Genomic DNA, 15,156 nt, shown 5'->3' with positions numbered 1-15,156 from the left:
GCAAGCGAAACCCGCCCCTCGCCGACCCGCCCCTCGCCGACCGCAGCACTGGGCTCCGTACCAGCACCCCGGCGTCATGGCGTCACCAGCAGCACCTTGCCGACATGGCCGCTCTCCTCCACCACCCGGTGCCCCTCAGCCGCCTCCGGCATCGCCAGCTCCCGGTCCACAACCGGCCGGACATGCCCCCCGGCAATCAACGGCCACACATGCTCCCGCACCGCAGCCACAATTGCCGCCTTCTCACTCAGCGGCCGCGCACGCAGCGAGGTCGCACTGATCGCGGCCCGCTTGCCGAGGAGCGCGCCGATGTTCAACTCGGCCTTGACCCCGCCCTGCAGACCGATGATCGCGAGGCGTCCGCTGACGGCGAGCGCCTGGACATTGCGGTCCAGGTACTTCGCCCCCATGTTGTCGAGGATCACATCGGCCCCCGCACCCCCGGTGGCCTGCTTGATCTCGGCGACGAAGTCCTGCTCGCGGTAGTTGATGAGGATGTCCGCGCCCAGCTCGGCACAGCGCTCCAGCTTCTCCTTCGTACCGGCCGTCACCGCGACCTTGGCCCCGACGGCCTTGGCGAGCTGGATGGCCATGGTCCCGATGCCGCTGGATCCCCCATGCACGAGCAGCGTCTCGCCGGGCCGCAGATGGGCGATCATGAACACGTTGGACCAGACCGTGCAGACCACCTCGGGCAGCGCGGCCGCCTGCTTGAGGTCGATGCCCTCGGGCACGGGCAGCAGCTGACCGGCCGGTACGACGACCTTCTCGGCGTAACCGCCGCCCGCGAGCAGCGCACACACCTCGTCGCCGACGGCCCAGCCGGACACACCGGGGCCGATCGCGGCGATCCTGCCGGAGCACTCCAGGCCCGGGTAGGGGGAGGCGCCGGGCGGCGGGTCGTAGAAGCCCTTCCGCTGCATGACGTCGGCGCGGTTGACGGCGCTGGCCACCACCTCGACCAGCACCTCGCCCTCGCCGGGCTCCGGGTCGGGGACCTCCGCCCACACCAGCGCCTCGGGACCACCAGGTTCAGGAATCGTGATCGCATGCATGTGCGTGACGCTACTCCCCACCCATGGCGTCCTGGGAGCAGACCCGCTCGCTCCCGGCGCCGGGGGTCGCACGGTTGATCGTGACGAGCCGGTCGATCAGCTGAAGGGGGCCGACGGCCGACTGGTCATAACCGGCTGTTTCACGTGAAACACACCCCGATTCCGGCCGCCGCCCAGGGCAGATCGATCAACTCCGCCTCCTCGCCCTGCCGGGCCCCGCCCGGCGTGACGACGGCCAGCGCGTCCGCCGCGGCGATGCCACGGAGCATCGCCGGACCGTTGTAGTGCAGCGGTACGGCAAGGTCACCACGCAGTACCACGGGGATGAGCCGGGTGTCGTACGGATGCCCCTGGACCGCCTCCCGGAGGGGCAGCGTGTACGGCTCGGGGGCCGGGTGGGCGGCGAGCGTGCGCAGCAGCGGCTCGGCGAGCGTGAGCAGGCCGGAGACGGCCGCGAGGGGGTTGCCGGGCAGACCGACGAGGTGCTGGTTGTCCCTGGTGCGGGCCAGCAGCATGGGGTGGCCGGGCCGCACCTTGACACCGTCGACGAGGAGTTCGGCGCCGATGCGTTCCAGGATGGGATGGACGTGGTCGACCGGGCCGCCCGCTGTTCCACCGGTGGTGACGATGAGGTCGGCGTCGGAGCCAGTGACGGCCCGGTGCAGGGCTTCGGCGTCGTCACCGAGCCGGCGCACCGCGACGACTTCGGCGCCGAGCGCGCGCAGCCAAGGCGGCAGCATGGGGCCGAGTGCGTCCCGGATCAGCCCGTCGTGCGGCAGGCCCTCGGTCAGCAATTCGTCGCCGAGCACAAGGACTTCGGCACGCGGACGCGGTACGGCGGTGACGGTGTCGTATCCGGCCGCCGCGGCCAGGCCCAGGACGGCAGGGGTGACCACGGTGCCGAGGGGCAGCAACTGGTCACCGCTGCGGCACTCCTGGGCACGCGGGCGGATGTCCTGGCCGTGCGCCATCTCCCGGGTCGCATGGAGCCGGCCCTGAGCGTCGATCCGGCCGTGCTCACTGCGCAGGACAGCCGTGGTGTCGGCCGGGATACGGGCACCGGTCGCGATGCGCACCGCGTCGCCGTCGGTGAGCGGCACGGGCTGTGCATGCCCGGCGAGCACTCCCTCGTCCCGTACGTCCCAGGGGCCGGGTCCGGCGACCGCCCAGCCGTCCATCGCGGAGGTGTCGAAGGAGGGCAGGTCGGTCAGCGCGTTGAGAGGGGCGGCCAGGGCGAGGCCGAGGGCGTCGGCGAGTGGCACGGTGACGGGGGCCGGGCGGACGCGGGCGCGGGCGGCGCGAGCGGCGATCTCGCGGGCCTGGGGCCAGGGGGTGGCCCGATGCCGCTCGCCGTGTGCGTCAGGCGCCGGGGCGGGCACCTGGCCCTGGCTCCCGTGGTCGTCCTTGGCTTCCCTCACCAGGGCCAGGGCCTCCTCGACATCGAGGTCGTCGCTGTACTCGGCGGACGCTCCGGCCCGCGTTCCGGGGGCGGTCATCAGGCGTCCGGGGCGCTCGGGCCCCCGCTGTCGCCTTGGTTGTTCTCCTCTTCCCAGCGCAGCGCGAGCGCCGTCGCCTTGCGTGCGGCCTCGGCGACGGCCTCGGGGCCTCCCTTGCCCTGGGCCGCGGCGTAACCGACGAGGAAGGTGGTCAGCGGGGCGGCGGGGCGGGCCACACCGTGCGCGGCGTCCCGGGCCAGGTCGAGCAGGACGCCGGTGTCGACGTCCAGGTCGATACCCAGTTCATCCTTGACTGCGGAAATCCATTCATCCAGCACGTGCCCATGCTCCCTGATGCGTGCTCTGGCGTCGGCGATGTCGTCCCAGGTGTCGCAGTCGAAGGACGCCAGCGGGTCCGGGACGCGGGTGAGGCGGAGGCCGCCGGTCAGCCGGCGCAGGGGCAGGCCGGTCAGGCCGTCCGGGCCGGCCGAGAGGGCGGCCAGCTCGCGGCGGAGCGCGGCGGTGCGGTAGGCGGCCACGAGCGGCTGATCGCGGCCGTCGGCGTCGGTCAGCAGCGCGCCGTCGGTTCCGGTGCCGCACAGGGCGGCCAGCAGGCGCCGCAGCGTGTCCTGCCGGAGAAAGGGCAGGTCGGCGGAGAGGACGACGGTGTGCCCGGCAGTGGTGAGCCGCAGGCCGGCCGCCAGCGCGGCGACCGGTCCGGCGCCGGGCGGCTCCTCGCGCGCCCAGCGCACCGGCCGCGCGGTGGGCCGTCGGTCGGCCACCACGACGGTCGTACGGGCGCCCGCGCAGGCTGTGAGGACGCGGTCGAGCAGCGCCCGGCCGCCGACCCGCAGCCCGGGTTTGTCGGCCCCGCCGAGCCGCCGGGCGGCGCCGCCGGCCAGCACGACGGCGTCGTACGGCACCGGCGTCCCGGGGGCGGCGAGGGCGTTGTCGGTCACCCCCCGAGTATGTCTTGAGGAGACCCTGCTTGTATCTGCCGCCCCCAGCTGCCCTCGTACCTTCCGCGGGGCCTGCCTCACGGGCCCCGCGTGCGTCACAGCGTGCGCAGAAGCACCGCCGGGTGTTCCACACAGTCCGCCACGTACCGCAGGAATCCGCCGGCTGTGCCGCCGTCGCACACCCGGTGGTCGAAGGTGAGCGAAAGCTGGACGACCTGGCGCACGGCCAGCTCCCCGTCGTGGACCCAGGGTTTGGGGACGATCCGGCCGACGCCGAGCATGGCCGCCTCGGGGTGGTTGATGATCGGCGTGGAGCCGTCGACGCCGAAGACCCCGTAGTTGTTCAGCGTGAAGGTGCCGCCGGTGAGTTCCCCGGGGGTCAGCTTTCCGTCGCGGGCCGCCTCGGTGAGCCGGGCGAACTCGGCGGTCAGCGACTCGGCGTCCCGCGCGTGGGCGTCCCGCACGACCGGTACGACGAGCCCGCGCTCGGTCTGTGCGGCGAACCCCAGATGGACATGGTCGAGCTGGACGACCTCGCGGGCCTCGGCGTCGACGTAGGAGTTCAGCTCCGGGAACCGGGCCAGCGCGGCCGTGCAGATGCGGGCGAGCAGCGCGAGCAGGGAGATCTTCGGCCCTCCCGCGGCGTTCATCGCGGCACGGGCACGCATGAGTTCGGTCGCGTCCGCGTCGACCCAGCAGGTGGCGTCCGGGATCTCCCGGCGGCTGCGGGAGAGCTTGTCGGCGACGGCCCCGCGCACGCCCTTGAGGGGGATGCGGATGCCTGCGGCGCGCGCGCCCGAAGCGGCGGCGGGTTCCGGCAGTGCCGCGGCGGGCCTGTGCGCCGTCGTGGTGGGCGCCTCGGCCGTACGGCTGCCCAGGACCGCCCTGGTCCGCAGGGCGTCCTCGACATCCGCGCGCAGGATCAGCCCGTCCGGGCCGGAGCCCGCCAGCTGCCGCAGGTCGACACCGCCCTCGCGGGCCAGCCGGCGCACCAGCGGGGAGATCACGGGCACCGGACCCTCGGCGTGGAGTGCACGCACGCGCACGTGGCCCGTCCCGTCGGGTCCCGTACCCGCGAAGGCCGCGGTTCCGTCCGGTCGCCCCGTCCGCGCGCGGTCCGCGCCGGTGCTGCCGTTCGCGGCGCCCGTCACCGACTGCGCCGGCCGTACCCTCCGGCGCCGGGCCGGTGTCTCCGAGGTGCCGTATCCGACCAGGACGTTGCCGGACCCCTGCGGCTCGGCGTCCGCGGCCGGTTCGCCCACGGCCACCGTCAGCAGCGGTGCGCCGACCGGAAGTTCGGTTCCCTCCTCGCCGAAGCGGGCGGTGACGACACCGCCGTAGGGGCAGGGCACCTCGACCATCGCCTTGGCCGTCTCGACCTCGACGACCGGCTGGTCGACGGCGACGACGTCGCCGACCTGGACCAGCCAGCGGACGATCTCCGCCTCGGTGAGTCCCTCACCGAGGTCGGGAAGCTTGAACTCCAGCACCTGTGCCATCAGCCCTCGGCCTCCCACTGCAGCCGGGCCACGGCGTCCAGGATGCGGTCGACGCCGGGCAGGTGGTGCCGCTCCAGCATGGGCGGCGGGTAGGGGATGTCGAAGCCGGCCACGCGCAGCACCGGCGCCTCCAGGTGGTGGAAGCAGCGCTCGGTGATCCGGGCCGCGATCTCGCCGCCCGGTCCGCCGAACCCGGTGGACTCGTGGACGACGACCGCACGCCCGGTGCGCCGCACGGCCGCGCAGACCGTCTCGTCGTCGAACGGCACCAGCGAGCGCAGGTCGACCACTTCCAGGTCCCAGCCCTCGGCCTGCGCGGCCTCGGCGGCCTCCAGGCAGACCGGCAGGGAGGGGCCGTAGGTGATGAGCGTGGCGCTGCTGCCGGGGCGGCGCACCACCGCGCGGCCGATGGGCTCGACGTCCGTGGGCTGCTCGGGGTTCCAGGTGTCCTTGGACCAGTACAGCCGCTTGGGCTCCAGGAAGACGACCGGGTCGTCGGAGGCGATGGCCTGGCGCAGCAGGCCGTAGGCGTCGGCGACGGTCGCGGGCGTGACCACGTGCAGGCCCGGGGTGGCCATGTAGTAGGCCTCGGAGGAGTCGCTGTGGTGCTCGACGCCGCCGATGCCGCCGCCGTAGGGGACGCGGACGGTGATCGGCAGGGGCATCCTGCCGCGGGTGCGGTTGCGCATCCGGGAGACATGGCTGATGAGCTGCTCGAACGCCGGGTAGGCGAACGCGTCGAACTGCATCTCCACCACCGGGCGCAGGCCGTACATGGCCATGCCGACGGCGGTGCCGAGGATGCCTGCCTCGGCGAGCGGGGTGTCGGTGCAGCGGTCCTCGCCGAACTCCTTGGCGAGGCCGTCGGTGACCCGGAAGACACCGCCGAGGGTGCCGACGTCCTCGCCCATGACGTGCACGGCCGGGTCGGCGGCCATCGCGTCGCGCATGGCGCGCGTGAGGGCCTGCGCCATGGTGGCGGGCTTGACGGCGACGGTCGTCATCGGGCACTGCCTTCCTGTGCGCCGTGCGGCTCCTGCTCGGCCTCCAGCTCGGCCCGGAGCAGGGCGCGCTGTTCGCGCAGCTGGGCGGTGGTCTCGGCGTAGACGTGGTCGAAGAGGTCCATGGGGTTCAGTTCGGGGTCGCGGTTCATGCGTTCGCGCAGGTCGGCGGCCATCGCCTCGGCGTCCTGCCGGGCGGCCTCCCTCCCGGCCTCGTCGAGCAGCCCGCGCGCGGTGAGCTCGGTTTCCAGCAGGTGGATCGGGTCGTGGGCGCGCCAGGCCTCGACCTCGGCGTCGCCGCGGTAGCGGGTGGCGTCGTCCGCGTTGGTGTGCGCGTCGATCCGGTACGTCACCGCCTCCACCAGGGTCGGTCCGCCGCCCGCGCGCGCGTGCCGTACCGCGTCGCTGAGGACCTCGTGCACGGCCACCGCGTCGTTGCCGTCGACCAGCCGGCCCGGCATGCCGTATCCGACGGCCTTGTGGGCCAGCGAAGGCGCGGCGGTCTGCTTGGCGAGCGGGACGGAGATGGCGAAGCCGTTGTTCTGCACGAGGAAGACGACCGGCGCCTGCCAGACGGCCGCGAAGTTCAGCGCCTCGTGGAAGTCGCCCTCGCTGGTGCCGCCGTCGCCGACCAGCGCGAGCGCCACCACGTCGTCGCCCTTGAGGCGGGCGGCGTGCGCAAGGCCGACGGCGTGCGGGAGCTGGGTGGCCAGCGGGGTGGAGAGGGGGGCCACGCGGTGGGTGCGGGGGTCGTAGCCGCTGTGCCAGTCGCCGCGCAGCAGGGTGAGGGCCTCGACGGGGTCCACGCCGCGGGCGACGACGGCGAGGGTGTCCCGGTAGCTGGGGAAGAGCCAGTCGCGCTCTTCGAGCGCCAGCGCGGCGGCGACCTCGCAGGCCTCCTGGCCGGTGCTGGAGGGGTAGACGGCGAGGCGGCCCTGCTTGGTGAGCGCGGTGGCCTGCGTGTTGTAGCGGCGGCCGCGCACCAGCTGGGCGTACAGCCGGCGCAGCAGGTCCGGGTCGGCCTTGGCGGCCGCCTCCGTGCCGAGGACGCGGTAGGGCTCGGCGTCGGGCAGCAGCGGCGCGGGGTCCATACGGGGCTGCCAGGCGGGCGGCGGCGAAGGCCGGTACGCGCCCCGCTGCTCCAGAACCGTCATGACGGCACCTCCTCGTGGGAGCGGCTACGGGAGGCGCGTCGGCTGTGAGGCGCCTCACCAACCGATTGTTCGGTCGTCGGCACATTTTGGCTACAGGCACCTCCAGGCTGTGGACAAACGGTTCTCCACAGCCTGCAATGAACGCAGGACGTCCACGGCGAGGGAGCGGGGGGCAATGGCAGCTGAACAAATGGCCGACGGACCGCAGAACGGCGCCCCGCTGCAGCCGCGGCCGCTGGACGCCATCGACCAGGACATCCTGAAGATCCTCCAGGCGGACGGCCGCGCCTCGATACGGTCCGTCGCCGAACGCGTCCACGTCTCACGCGCCAACGCCTATGCGCGGATCAACCGGCTCGTCGAGGACGGCGTCATCCGCGGGTTCAGCGCGCGTGTGGACCATGAGCGGGCGGGCCACGGAACGTCGGCGTACATCACGCTGAAGATCGTCCAGAACACCTGGCGAACGGTCCGCGAGCAGCTCAGACAGCTGCCCGGCGCCTCCCACATCGCCCTGGTGGGCGGCGACTTCGACGTACTGCTGCTGGTGCACACGCCGGACAACAGGGCGCTGCGCGAGCTGGTCCTCACCCGGCTCCAGGCGATCCCCGAGGTACTGAGCACCCGCACGCTGCTGGTGTTCGAGGAGGAGGACCTGGAGCCGGAGGCGTAAGGAGAAGGGGGCGCCGGAGGCGTGAGGGGAAAGGTGCGCCGGGAGCGTGACAGGAGGTGTGCGGGTCAGCTCTGTTTGAGGCCCGCGAAGACCAGCCGGACCACCGCGTCGGCCACCTCGCGGTCGCCGGCGCCCCGCGGGTCCGGCCGGTACCACTCCACGATCGAGTTGATCATTCCGAAGACCAGCCGGGTGGCCAGGCGGACCTCGATGTCGCCGCGTACGTCCCCGTCGGCCGCCGCGGCCTTCAGCAGTTCCGCGACCCGGTGGTCGAAGTCGCGCCGCCGCTCCAGCGCCCACCGCTCGGTCGCGGTGTTGCCGCGCACGCGCAGCAGCAGTGTCACGTACGGCAGCTCGCCTATGAGCACCTCGACCATGCGGCGCACGACGTGTTCCAGCCGGTCGACGGGCCGCCCCACGCACGCGTGCTCCTCGTCCAGGATGGCGAACAGGCCGTCGAGGGCACGGCTGACCGCCCGGCGCAGCAGCTCTTCCTTGCCGCTGACGTGGTGGTAGATCGACGACTTGGAGATGCCGGCCGCCTTGGACAGGTGCTCCATCGAGGTGCCGTCGTAGCCGCGCTCGTTGAAGACCCGCACGGCCACCGAGAGCAGCGTCTCGGGCGTGTACGTGTCCCGCCTGGCCGTGGTCATGAGGTGCCCTCCCGCTTGTCGTCGATGGCGTACGCGTGACGGTAGAGCGCGAGGGAGGGTGCGTAACGTCCGGAGGGGTCGCGCTCGTGCATCTCGTCCAGGACGTCGAAGGCGAACTCGCGGCCGAGCCTGCGGTCCCACTCGAAGGGGCCGAGCGGGTAGTTCACCCCGAGGCGCATGGCCGTGTCGACGTCCTCCTCGGTGGCCACGCCCTTGGCGACGGCGTCATGGGCGAGGTCGATGATCCGGGCGACCGTGCGCGCGACGATCATGCCGGGGACGTCGCCGATGACGCTGACGTCCTTGCCGAGGGCCTGGAAGAGGCCGGTGGCCTCGGCGAGGGTCCGGGGCGAGGTGTCGTGGCAGGCGGACAGTGCGACGCGGGTGGCCGTGCGGTAGTCCAGGGCGAGGTCGAAGTAGACGACGTCCCGGAACTCCACGCAGGTCTGTCCGTCGGCGAGGACCAGCTGGCCACCGCTCGGCAGCACCAGACGGGTGCCGTTGTCCTCGTCCTCCTCGCGGACCTGGATGCCCGCCTCGCGGATCAGCGCGAGCAGCTCGGCCGCGGGGCCGAGGCCGCCCTCGGCGACGACGTACGCGGGCGGCTGCTCCTTGTCGGCGGTGTGCGGCTCGGGCCGCTCGGCGCCTTCGGCGTGGTCGTACCAGCCGTGCCCGGTCTTGCGGCCGAGGCGGCCGGACTCCACCAGCCGTCGCTGGGCCAGGGACGGGGTGAAGCGCACGTCCTGGAAGAAGGACTGCCACACGGAGTGGGTCACGGATTCATTGACGTCCTGCCCGATCAGGTCGGTCAGCTCGAAGGCGCCCATCCGGAAGCCGCCGGACTCGCGCAGGACCGCGTCGATGGTGGCAGGGTCGGCGGCCTGGGCCTCGTAGACGGCGAAGGCCTCGGCGTAGAACGGCCGGGCGATCCGGTTGACGATGAACCCCGGGGTGTCGGCGCAGGCCACCGGGGTCTTGCCCCAGGCACGGGCGGTCTCGTACGCGCGTGTGGCCGACGTGACGTCGGTGGCGAACCCGGAGACGACCTCGACCAGGGGCATGAGCGGCGCCGGGTTGAAGAAGTGCAGGCCCACGAAGCGGCCGGGATGACGCAGGGCGCCGCCGATGGCCGTCACCGACAGCGAGGAGGTGTTGGTGGCGAGCAGACAGTCCTCGGCGACGATGTTCTCCAGCTCACCGAAGAGCTGCTGTTTGACGTCCAGCCGCTCCAGAACGGCCTCGACGACGAGCCCGCAGTCCGCCAGCTCCGCAAGGCTTTCCGCCGGATCGAGGCGGGCGCGGGCCGCGTCCCGGGCGGCGCCGGTGATTTTTCCCTTTTCCGCGAGCCTGTCGAGGCGGGCGCCGATCGCTGCGGCCGCGTCCCGGGCGCGCCCGGCGACGGCGTCGTACAGCCGCACGGGATGGCCGGCGACCAGCGCGACCTGGGCGATGCCCTGGCCCATGGTGCCGGTGCCGACGACGGCCACGGGGCTGCTGAGGTCGAGTGCTGTCATGTGCGCGATCCTCCCGCACGACGTTTTCCACAGATGCGGCGGACCCCCTTGTCCCGACCGATCGTTCGGTTACTCTAGCTCTGACCGTCCCATCCCGCTGCTCTTTCTGCCAGGCCGATGAACTCGACGAAGAGTTCTCCAGACGAGGAGTTGGTCCCGTATGGCCGCCGAACTGACCGTGCACGAGCTGATCGCCAAGCACCGGCCCACCCTGGACCAGGCGCTGGAAGCGATCCGTACGCGCGCGTACTGGTCCCCGCACCCGGAGCATCCCAAGGCCTACGGCGAGAACGGCAGCCTGGACGCGGCGGCGGGCAAGGCCGCCTTCGACGCCCTGCTGAACACCCGCCTCGACCTCGGCCAGCCCGGCACGGACGACTGGGTGGGCGGTGAGGTCTCGCCGTACGGCATCGAGCTGGGCGTGACCTACCCGCACGCGGACATCGACACTCTGCTGCCGGCGATGCAGGCCGGGCAGCGGGCCTGGCGGGACGCGGGCGCCGAACTGCGGGCCGCGGTCTGCGTGGAGATCCTCAAGCGGATCAGCGACCGGACGCACGAGTTCGCGCACGCGGTCATGCACACCAGCGGCCAGGCGTTCATGATGGCGTTCCAGGCGGGCGGCCCGCACGCCCAGGACCGCGGCCTGGAGGCGGTGGCGTACGCGTACGCGGAGCAGGTCCGCACGCCCGGGACCGCGGAGTGGAACAAGCCGCAGGGCAAGCGCGACCCGCTCGTCCTCAGCAAGCAGTTCACGCCGGTGCCGCGCGGCATCGGCCTGGTCATCGGCTGCAACACCTTCCCGACCTGGAACGGCTATCCGGGCCTGTTCGCCTCCCTGGCGACGGGCAACGCGGTCCTGGTCAAGCCGCACCCGCGCGCGGTGCTGCCGCTCGCGCTGACCGTGCAGGTGGCCCGGGACGTACTCGCCGCGGCCGGTTTCGACCCGAACCTGGTGGCGCTGGCCGCCGAGCGCCCCGGCGAGGGCATCGCCAAGACCCTCGCCACCCGCCCCGAGATCCGGATCATCGACTACACCGGGTCGACGTCCTTCGGCGACTGGCTGGAGGCCAACGCCCGCCAGGCGCAGGTCTACACCGAGAAGGCCGGCGTCAACACGGTGATCGTGCACTCCACGGACGACTACAAGGGCATGCTGTCCAACCTGGCGTTCTCGCTGTCCCTGTACAGCGGCCAGATGTGCACCACCCCGCAGAACCTGCTGATCCCCCGGGACGGCATCCGGACCGAGCAGGGCCCCAAGACCTTCGACGAGGTCAGCGCCGACATCGCCCGCGCGGTCGACGGCCTGCTCGGCGACGACACGCGCGCGAACGCGCTGCTGGGCGCCATCGTCAACCCCGACGTCAAGGCCCGCCTGGAAGCCGCCTCCGGCCTCGGTGAAGTCGCCCTGGCCTCCCGCGAGATCACCAACCCGGAGTTCCCGGACGCGGTGGTCCGCACCCCCGTTCTCGTCAAGCTGGACGGCGCCAAGCCGGACGACGAGGCCGCCTACATGAGCGAGTGCTTCGGCCCGGTCTCCTTCGCCGTCGCCGTCGACTCGGTGACCGATGCGGTGGAGCTGCTGCGCCGCACGGTCCGCGAGAAGGGCGCGATGACGGTCGGCGCCTACACCACCGACCCCGAGGTCGAGCAGGCCGTGGAAGAGGTGTGCCTGGAGGAGGCGGCCCAGCTGTCGCTCAACCTGACCGGCGGGGTGTACGTCAACCAGACGGCGGCGTTCTCCGACTTCCACGGCTCGGGCGGCAACCCGGCGGCGAACGCCGCGCTGTGCGACGGCGCGTTCGTGGCGAACCGGTTCCGGGTGGTCGAGGTGCGCCGGGAGGCCTAGGGAGCCGGGACCGCGCCCCCGGTGGCGCTCCAGTGGTACAGCGTCATCGCCACGCTGGTGGCGAGGTTGTAGCTGGAGACCTGGGGGCGCATCGGCAGCGCCAGCAGATGGTCGGCACGCGCGCGCAGCTCGGCCGACAGTCCGCTGCGCTCCGAGCCGAACGCCAGCACGGCGTCGTCGGGCAGCTTGCTGCCGCGGATGTCCTCGCCCTCCGGGTCGAGCGCGAACAGCGGCCCGGCCGGCAGCTCGTCGACGTCGAGGCGTTCCACGGCGGTCGCGAAGTGCAGGCCGGCGCCGCCGCGGACCACCGTGGGATGCCAGGGGTCGAGCGTGCCCGTGGTGACCACTCCGGTCGCCCCGAAACCTGCGGCCAGCCGGATCACGGCACCGGCGTTGCCCAGATTGCGGGGGTTGTCCAGGACCACGACCGGCGCGGTGCGCGGAGTGCGGGCCAGCGCACGCAGGTTGGCCTCGCGTGACGGCCGTACGGCGAGTGCGGCCACGCCGGTCGGGTGGGGCCGCGGGACAAGGGAGGCGTACGCCTGGGCCGGCACCTCCACGAGGAGCGCGTCCAGCGCGTCCCGCACGTCTTCGGCCAGCTCACCGGCGAGGGCGAGCGCGGCCCGCCGGTCGGTGGTGACCGCCACCGGGACCTGGGCCCCGAAGCGCAGCGCGTGCTTGAGGGCGTGGAAGCCGTCGAGCAGCACGGCGGCACCGGCGTGCTCGCGCCAGCGGATCAGCGGATCGGTCATGCGGTCAACCCTCCCCCACGCTCGGCTGCGGTCGCGCTGGGGGACTCCGATCGGCCTCGCGCGCTCCCCTCGGGCGCCTCTTCGGGTGTCTCCTGGGTCGTCTCTTCGGGCGTCTCTTCGGAGGAGCGGGGCGCGGGCACCGTACGGTCGCCACGCCGGACGATCCGCGCACGCGCGCCTGCCACCAGCGCGCCCAGCCGGCGCAGGAAAGACGTGGGAAGGAAGACCGCGTCGGCGGTGATCATCGCCAGCGAGAAGAACGGCAGCCCGAGGACGACCGCGATCACCGCGTGCTCGAGCATCATCACCACCAGCAGGACGTTCTTGACCCGACGGTTGAACAGGGTGAACGGGAAGGCGACCTGCACCATGACCGTGCCGTAGGCGGCGGCCATCATGATCGTGCCGCTGGAGGACATCAGATCGGCGAGTCGGGGCCAGGGCGAGAAGTAGTCCAGGTGGAGGGGGTAGTAGACGGCGGTGCCGTCCTGCCAGCGCGAGCCCTGGATCTTGTACCAGCCGGCCGTCGCGTAGATCAGACAGGCCTCCGCCATGATCACGAACAGGGCGCCGTTGTGCAGGACGTTGGCGATGACGTCCAGCAGCATCCGCGGCTCGGGGGACTTCGCCCAGCGGCCGACGGCCCACCACAGGCCGAGCACGGCCCAGGCCGTCCACAGCAGCGCCGGGATCAGCCGGCCGTTGTCGAACCGGCCGGTGAACGTCGCCAGGAGCAGCGCCAGGCCGAGCACCGCCCACAGCACCGGCCCCGTCCGGTCGGCGGAAACCCGCTCCCCACGCGCGCGTGCCGCCCCGGCCCGCGCCGCCCGCCGCGCGTCCAGGGACCACACCTGTCCACACCGTGTGAACACGAGATACAAGGCCATCAGGTGCAGCACGTTGTCGCCGCCGTCACCGACGAAGACGCTGCGGTTCTGCAGCGACAGCACACCCACCATGAACAGCACGGATGCCGTCCGGCTACGCCAGCCGAGCACCAGCGCCGCGCTGGCGAGGATCGCCAGCGCGTAGAAGCACTCGAACCACAGTTGCCCGTCGGACCACAGCAGAGCCGTGAAGGCGTGGTTGTCGGCGGTCAGCTCCTTGGCGAGGTTCCAGCCCCACGGCCCGGCCGGGCCGTACAGCTCCTGGCGGTGGGGGAACTCGCGCAGCAGGAACAGCAGCCAGGTCCCGGCGAACCCGATGCGTATCACCGCGCTCTGGTACGGCCCCAGGGCCGCCCCGGTGACGCGGGCGATCCCGCGCGAGAAGCTCAGCGAGAACCGGTTCACCGCACACCTCCGGCGGCCTCGTCGGCGGGCACCGTCCACCAGGGCACTATGCGGTAGACCGGTTTGTCGGACACCCGCTCACGGCTCCAGGCGGGCGGCTGCACGTTCGTGGTGCTGGAACGGACCTGCACCCGCTGGATGACGCCGTCCCGGCTGATCGGATCGGTCCGGTACAGGCGCATCACGACGATCCGGCGCACGTACTGCTCGGAGAGGGAACCGCGCATGCCGACGGGACGGTTGTCTGCGGTGTGCGTGGCGGCGAAGAAGTCCCAGGCACGGCGCAGCTCGTTCTGCTGGGTGTGGCTGGGCACCGGGTTGCCGTCGATGGCGGCGCCGTCCTGCGCGGACAGGTCGCTCCAGCCGGTGGTGCGCAGGCTGCCGTCCTTCATCCGCACCTCCGCCCGCACCTGGACGGCGACGTTCTGCTGCAGCGGGTTCGGAGCGAACAGTTTCCAGTTCTGCTCGAACTCCGGGTACACCCACTGTTCCACCGCCTTGCCGTGCTGCTTGGTGACCGTGTTCGCGGGGGCAAGGCTGAGAAAGACCATCAGCACATGCACACAGGCGGCGACACCGACCACCGCGAGCACCAGCGCCGCGACGACCTGATAGCGGGGGGAGAGGGCGGCCACGCCGGTACGGGAGGCAGGGGGCGGCGGCGTGGCAGCGGACGACTTGGCCGGCAGAACCGTGTGGTTCCCCCGAGAGCTTTGAGACCTTTGAGAAGGCAGGGCGGCTGCGACCTCTCGCCCTCCCCGCGCCGCCCGGGCCGACTGCGCGCTGTCCGCGTCGCGCGAGACGTCGTCCGCCGCCGCGCCCTCACGGGCCGGCGCACCCGCATCGTCCGGGGCACTGACGTCGGCCGGCGAGTCGGCGTCGGCCGGGGATTTCTCCGGGAGACGCGCCCCCGCCGGCCCGCTGGGCCCCGGTCGGGCCCCCGGGTCCTCGTCGTACGCGTCCATTCCGCCCCGTCCCCGTCTCGGATCAGTCGTTCGGCTCAGTGGCCCAGCTCCGTGATGCGGCGCGTGCCATGAACACCCCATGATTCACGTACGCCGCTCTCGGCGTCCACGGAACGGTACTCAGCCCCGGCCACCGGGCGCAGCCCCGGGTACGGGCCACCGGCCGTGGTCCTCGCCACCCGGTACCGCCCCACTGCCGGGCCGTACCCGCCCTGCCACTCCCTTGTCCACAGGCCGCCCTCCGAGTTTTCCACAGCGGTTGACACTCCACGGCGGCCCGGCACACCATTGATTTCGCACGGACCGAACGATCGGTCGGGAAGGTTCACCGTAGAGCCCGAGGTCAAAGGG

General features: G+C 72.5%; 13 protein-coding genes. 2 read left to right on the top strand and 11 right to left on the bottom strand.

The features are described from left to right. Nucleotides 1-74 precede the first annotated feature (74 nt). The 6 genes from ACZ41I_RS32630 to pdhA all read right to left on the bottom strand — a co-directional run bounded on the left by ACZ41I_RS32630 (nt 75) and on the right by pdhA (nt 7,104). Nucleotides 75-1,055, bottom strand: coding sequence for an NAD(P)H-quinone oxidoreductase (locus ACZ41I_RS32630; RefSeq protein WP_399766562.1), 981 nt, complete (start codon nt 1,053-1,055; stop codon nt 75-77). 140 nt (nt 1,056-1,195) lie between these two features. Continuing rightward, a complete protein-coding gene (locus ACZ41I_RS32625; RefSeq protein WP_363215832.1) occupies nt 1,196-2,551 on the bottom strand; it encodes a molybdopterin molybdotransferase MoeA in 1,356 nt (451 codons plus the stop codon). After that, the gene (locus ACZ41I_RS32620) at nt 2,551-3,450 is read right to left on the bottom strand and encodes an NTP transferase domain-containing protein (protein WP_399766568.1); all 900 of its coding nucleotides are present in this window, start codon (nt 3,448-3,450) and stop codon (nt 2,551-2,553) included. Before ACZ41I_RS32620 ends, ACZ41I_RS32625 begins: the two co-directional genes overlap by 1 nt. A gap of 95 nt (nt 3,451-3,545) precedes the next feature. Then, on the bottom strand, nt 3,546-4,949 hold the full coding sequence (locus ACZ41I_RS32615; protein ID WP_468321050.1) for a dihydrolipoamide acetyltransferase family protein: 1,404 nt from the start codon (nt 4,947-4,949) through the stop codon (nt 3,546-3,548). Continuing rightward, nucleotides 4,949-5,953, bottom strand: coding sequence for an alpha-ketoacid dehydrogenase subunit beta (locus tag ACZ41I_RS32610; protein WP_399766574.1), 1,005 nt, complete (start codon nt 5,951-5,953; stop codon nt 4,949-4,951). The genes ACZ41I_RS32615 and ACZ41I_RS32610 overlap by 1 nt, the downstream gene beginning before the upstream one ends. After that, a complete protein-coding gene (gene pdhA / locus ACZ41I_RS32605; protein ID WP_468515748.1) occupies nt 5,950-7,104 on the bottom strand; it encodes a pyruvate dehydrogenase (acetyl-transferring) E1 component subunit alpha in 1,155 nt (384 codons plus the stop codon). The genes ACZ41I_RS32610 and pdhA overlap by 4 nt, the downstream gene beginning before the upstream one ends. Before the next feature lie 190 nt (nt 7,105-7,294). Between pdhA and ACZ41I_RS32600 the strand changes: the two genes are divergently transcribed. Next, entirely contained in the window at nt 7,295-7,777 is a 483-nt protein-coding gene (locus ACZ41I_RS32600; protein ID WP_399767237.1) for an Lrp/AsnC family transcriptional regulator, read from the top strand. A 65-nt stretch (nt 7,778-7,842) separates the two neighbouring features. Here the strand turns inward: ACZ41I_RS32600 and ACZ41I_RS32595 are convergent, their stop codons facing one another. Both ACZ41I_RS32595 and ACZ41I_RS32590 read right to left on the bottom strand, forming a co-directional pair. Further along, nucleotides 7,843-8,430, bottom strand: coding sequence for a TetR/AcrR family transcriptional regulator (locus ACZ41I_RS32595; RefSeq protein WP_468321054.1), 588 nt, complete (start codon nt 8,428-8,430; stop codon nt 7,843-7,845). Then, nucleotides 8,427-9,944 (bottom strand): 3-hydroxyacyl-CoA dehydrogenase, encoded by a 1,518-nt coding sequence (locus ACZ41I_RS32590; protein WP_468515747.1) that lies wholly within the window; start codon nt 9,942-9,944, stop codon nt 8,427-8,429. The genes ACZ41I_RS32595 and ACZ41I_RS32590 overlap by 4 nt, the downstream gene beginning before the upstream one ends. A gap of 160 nt (nt 9,945-10,104) precedes the next feature. Between ACZ41I_RS32590 and paaN the strand changes: the two genes are divergently transcribed. After that, nucleotides 10,105-11,796: a phenylacetic acid degradation protein PaaN gene (paaN, locus tag ACZ41I_RS32585; RefSeq protein ID WP_399766587.1), complete on the top strand. Its 1,692-nt coding sequence runs from the start codon at nt 10,105-10,107 to the stop codon at nt 11,794-11,796. On the opposite strand, the gene ACZ41I_RS32580 is transcribed toward paaN, so the two are convergent. The 3 genes from ACZ41I_RS32580 to ACZ41I_RS32570 are packed head-to-tail and all read right to left on the bottom strand — an operon-like array spanning nt 11,793 to nt 14,805. Further along, the gene (locus ACZ41I_RS32580; RefSeq protein ID WP_363215820.1) at nt 11,793-12,548 is read right to left on the bottom strand and encodes a TrmH family RNA methyltransferase; all 756 of its coding nucleotides are present in this window, start codon (nt 12,546-12,548) and stop codon (nt 11,793-11,795) included. The two genes, paaN and ACZ41I_RS32580, sit on opposite strands and share 4 nt — an antisense overlap. Then, nucleotides 12,545-13,840, bottom strand: coding sequence for an HTTM domain-containing protein (locus ACZ41I_RS32575; RefSeq protein WP_399766591.1), 1,296 nt, complete (start codon nt 13,838-13,840; stop codon nt 12,545-12,547). The genes ACZ41I_RS32580 and ACZ41I_RS32575 overlap by 4 nt, the downstream gene beginning before the upstream one ends. After that, on the bottom strand, nt 13,837-14,805 hold the full coding sequence (locus ACZ41I_RS32570; protein ID WP_468515746.1) for a DUF5819 family protein: 969 nt from the start codon (nt 14,803-14,805) through the stop codon (nt 13,837-13,839). The genes ACZ41I_RS32575 and ACZ41I_RS32570 overlap by 4 nt, the downstream gene beginning before the upstream one ends. Nucleotides 14,806-15,156: the final 351 nt, after the last annotated feature.

The sequence above is a fragment of the Streptomyces sp. NPDC030799 genome (assembly GCF_055572255.1).
The sequence above is the reverse complement of the archived record's forward strand: the minus strand, read 5'-3'. Positions and strand labels throughout refer to the sequence as shown.

Bases quoted from the DNA above. Each gene is read 5' to 3' on its own strand.
- ACZ41I_RS32610 (WP_399766574.1), bottom strand. From the start codon at position 5,953: ATGACGACCGTCGCCGTCAAGCCCGCCACCATGGCGCAGGCCCTCACG.
- ACZ41I_RS32580 (WP_363215820.1), bottom strand. From the start codon at position 12,548: ATGACCGATCCGCTGATCCGCTGGCGCGAGCACGCCGGTGCCGCCGTG.
- paaN (WP_399766587.1), top strand. From the start codon at position 10,105: ATGGCCGCCGAACTGACCGTGCACGAGCTGATCGCCAAGCACCGGCCC.
- pdhA (WP_468515748.1), bottom strand. From the start codon at position 7,104: ATGACGGTTCTGGAGCAGCGGGGCGCGTACCGGCCTTCGCCGCCGCCC.
- ACZ41I_RS32595 (WP_468321054.1), bottom strand. From the start codon at position 8,430: ATGACCACGGCCAGGCGGGACACGTACACGCCCGAGACGCTGCTCTCG.
- ACZ41I_RS32590 (WP_468515747.1), bottom strand. From the start codon at position 9,944: ATGACAGCACTCGACCTCAGCAGCCCCGTGGCCGTCGTCGGCACCGGC.
- ACZ41I_RS32630 (WP_399766562.1), bottom strand. From the start codon at position 1,055: ATGCATGCGATCACGATTCCTGAACCTGGTGGTCCCGAGGCGCTGGTG.
- ACZ41I_RS32625 (WP_363215832.1), bottom strand. From the start codon at position 2,551: ATGACCGCCCCCGGAACGCGGGCCGGAGCGTCCGCCGAGTACAGCGAC.
- ACZ41I_RS32615 (WP_468321050.1), bottom strand. From the start codon at position 4,949: ATGGCACAGGTGCTGGAGTTCAAGCTTCCCGACCTCGGTGAGGGACTC.
- ACZ41I_RS32570 (WP_468515746.1), bottom strand. From the start codon at position 14,805: ATGGACGCGTACGACGAGGACCCGGGGGCCCGACCGGGGCCCAGCGGG.
- ACZ41I_RS32600 (WP_399767237.1), top strand. From the start codon at position 7,295: ATGGCCGACGGACCGCAGAACGGCGCCCCGCTGCAGCCGCGGCCGCTG.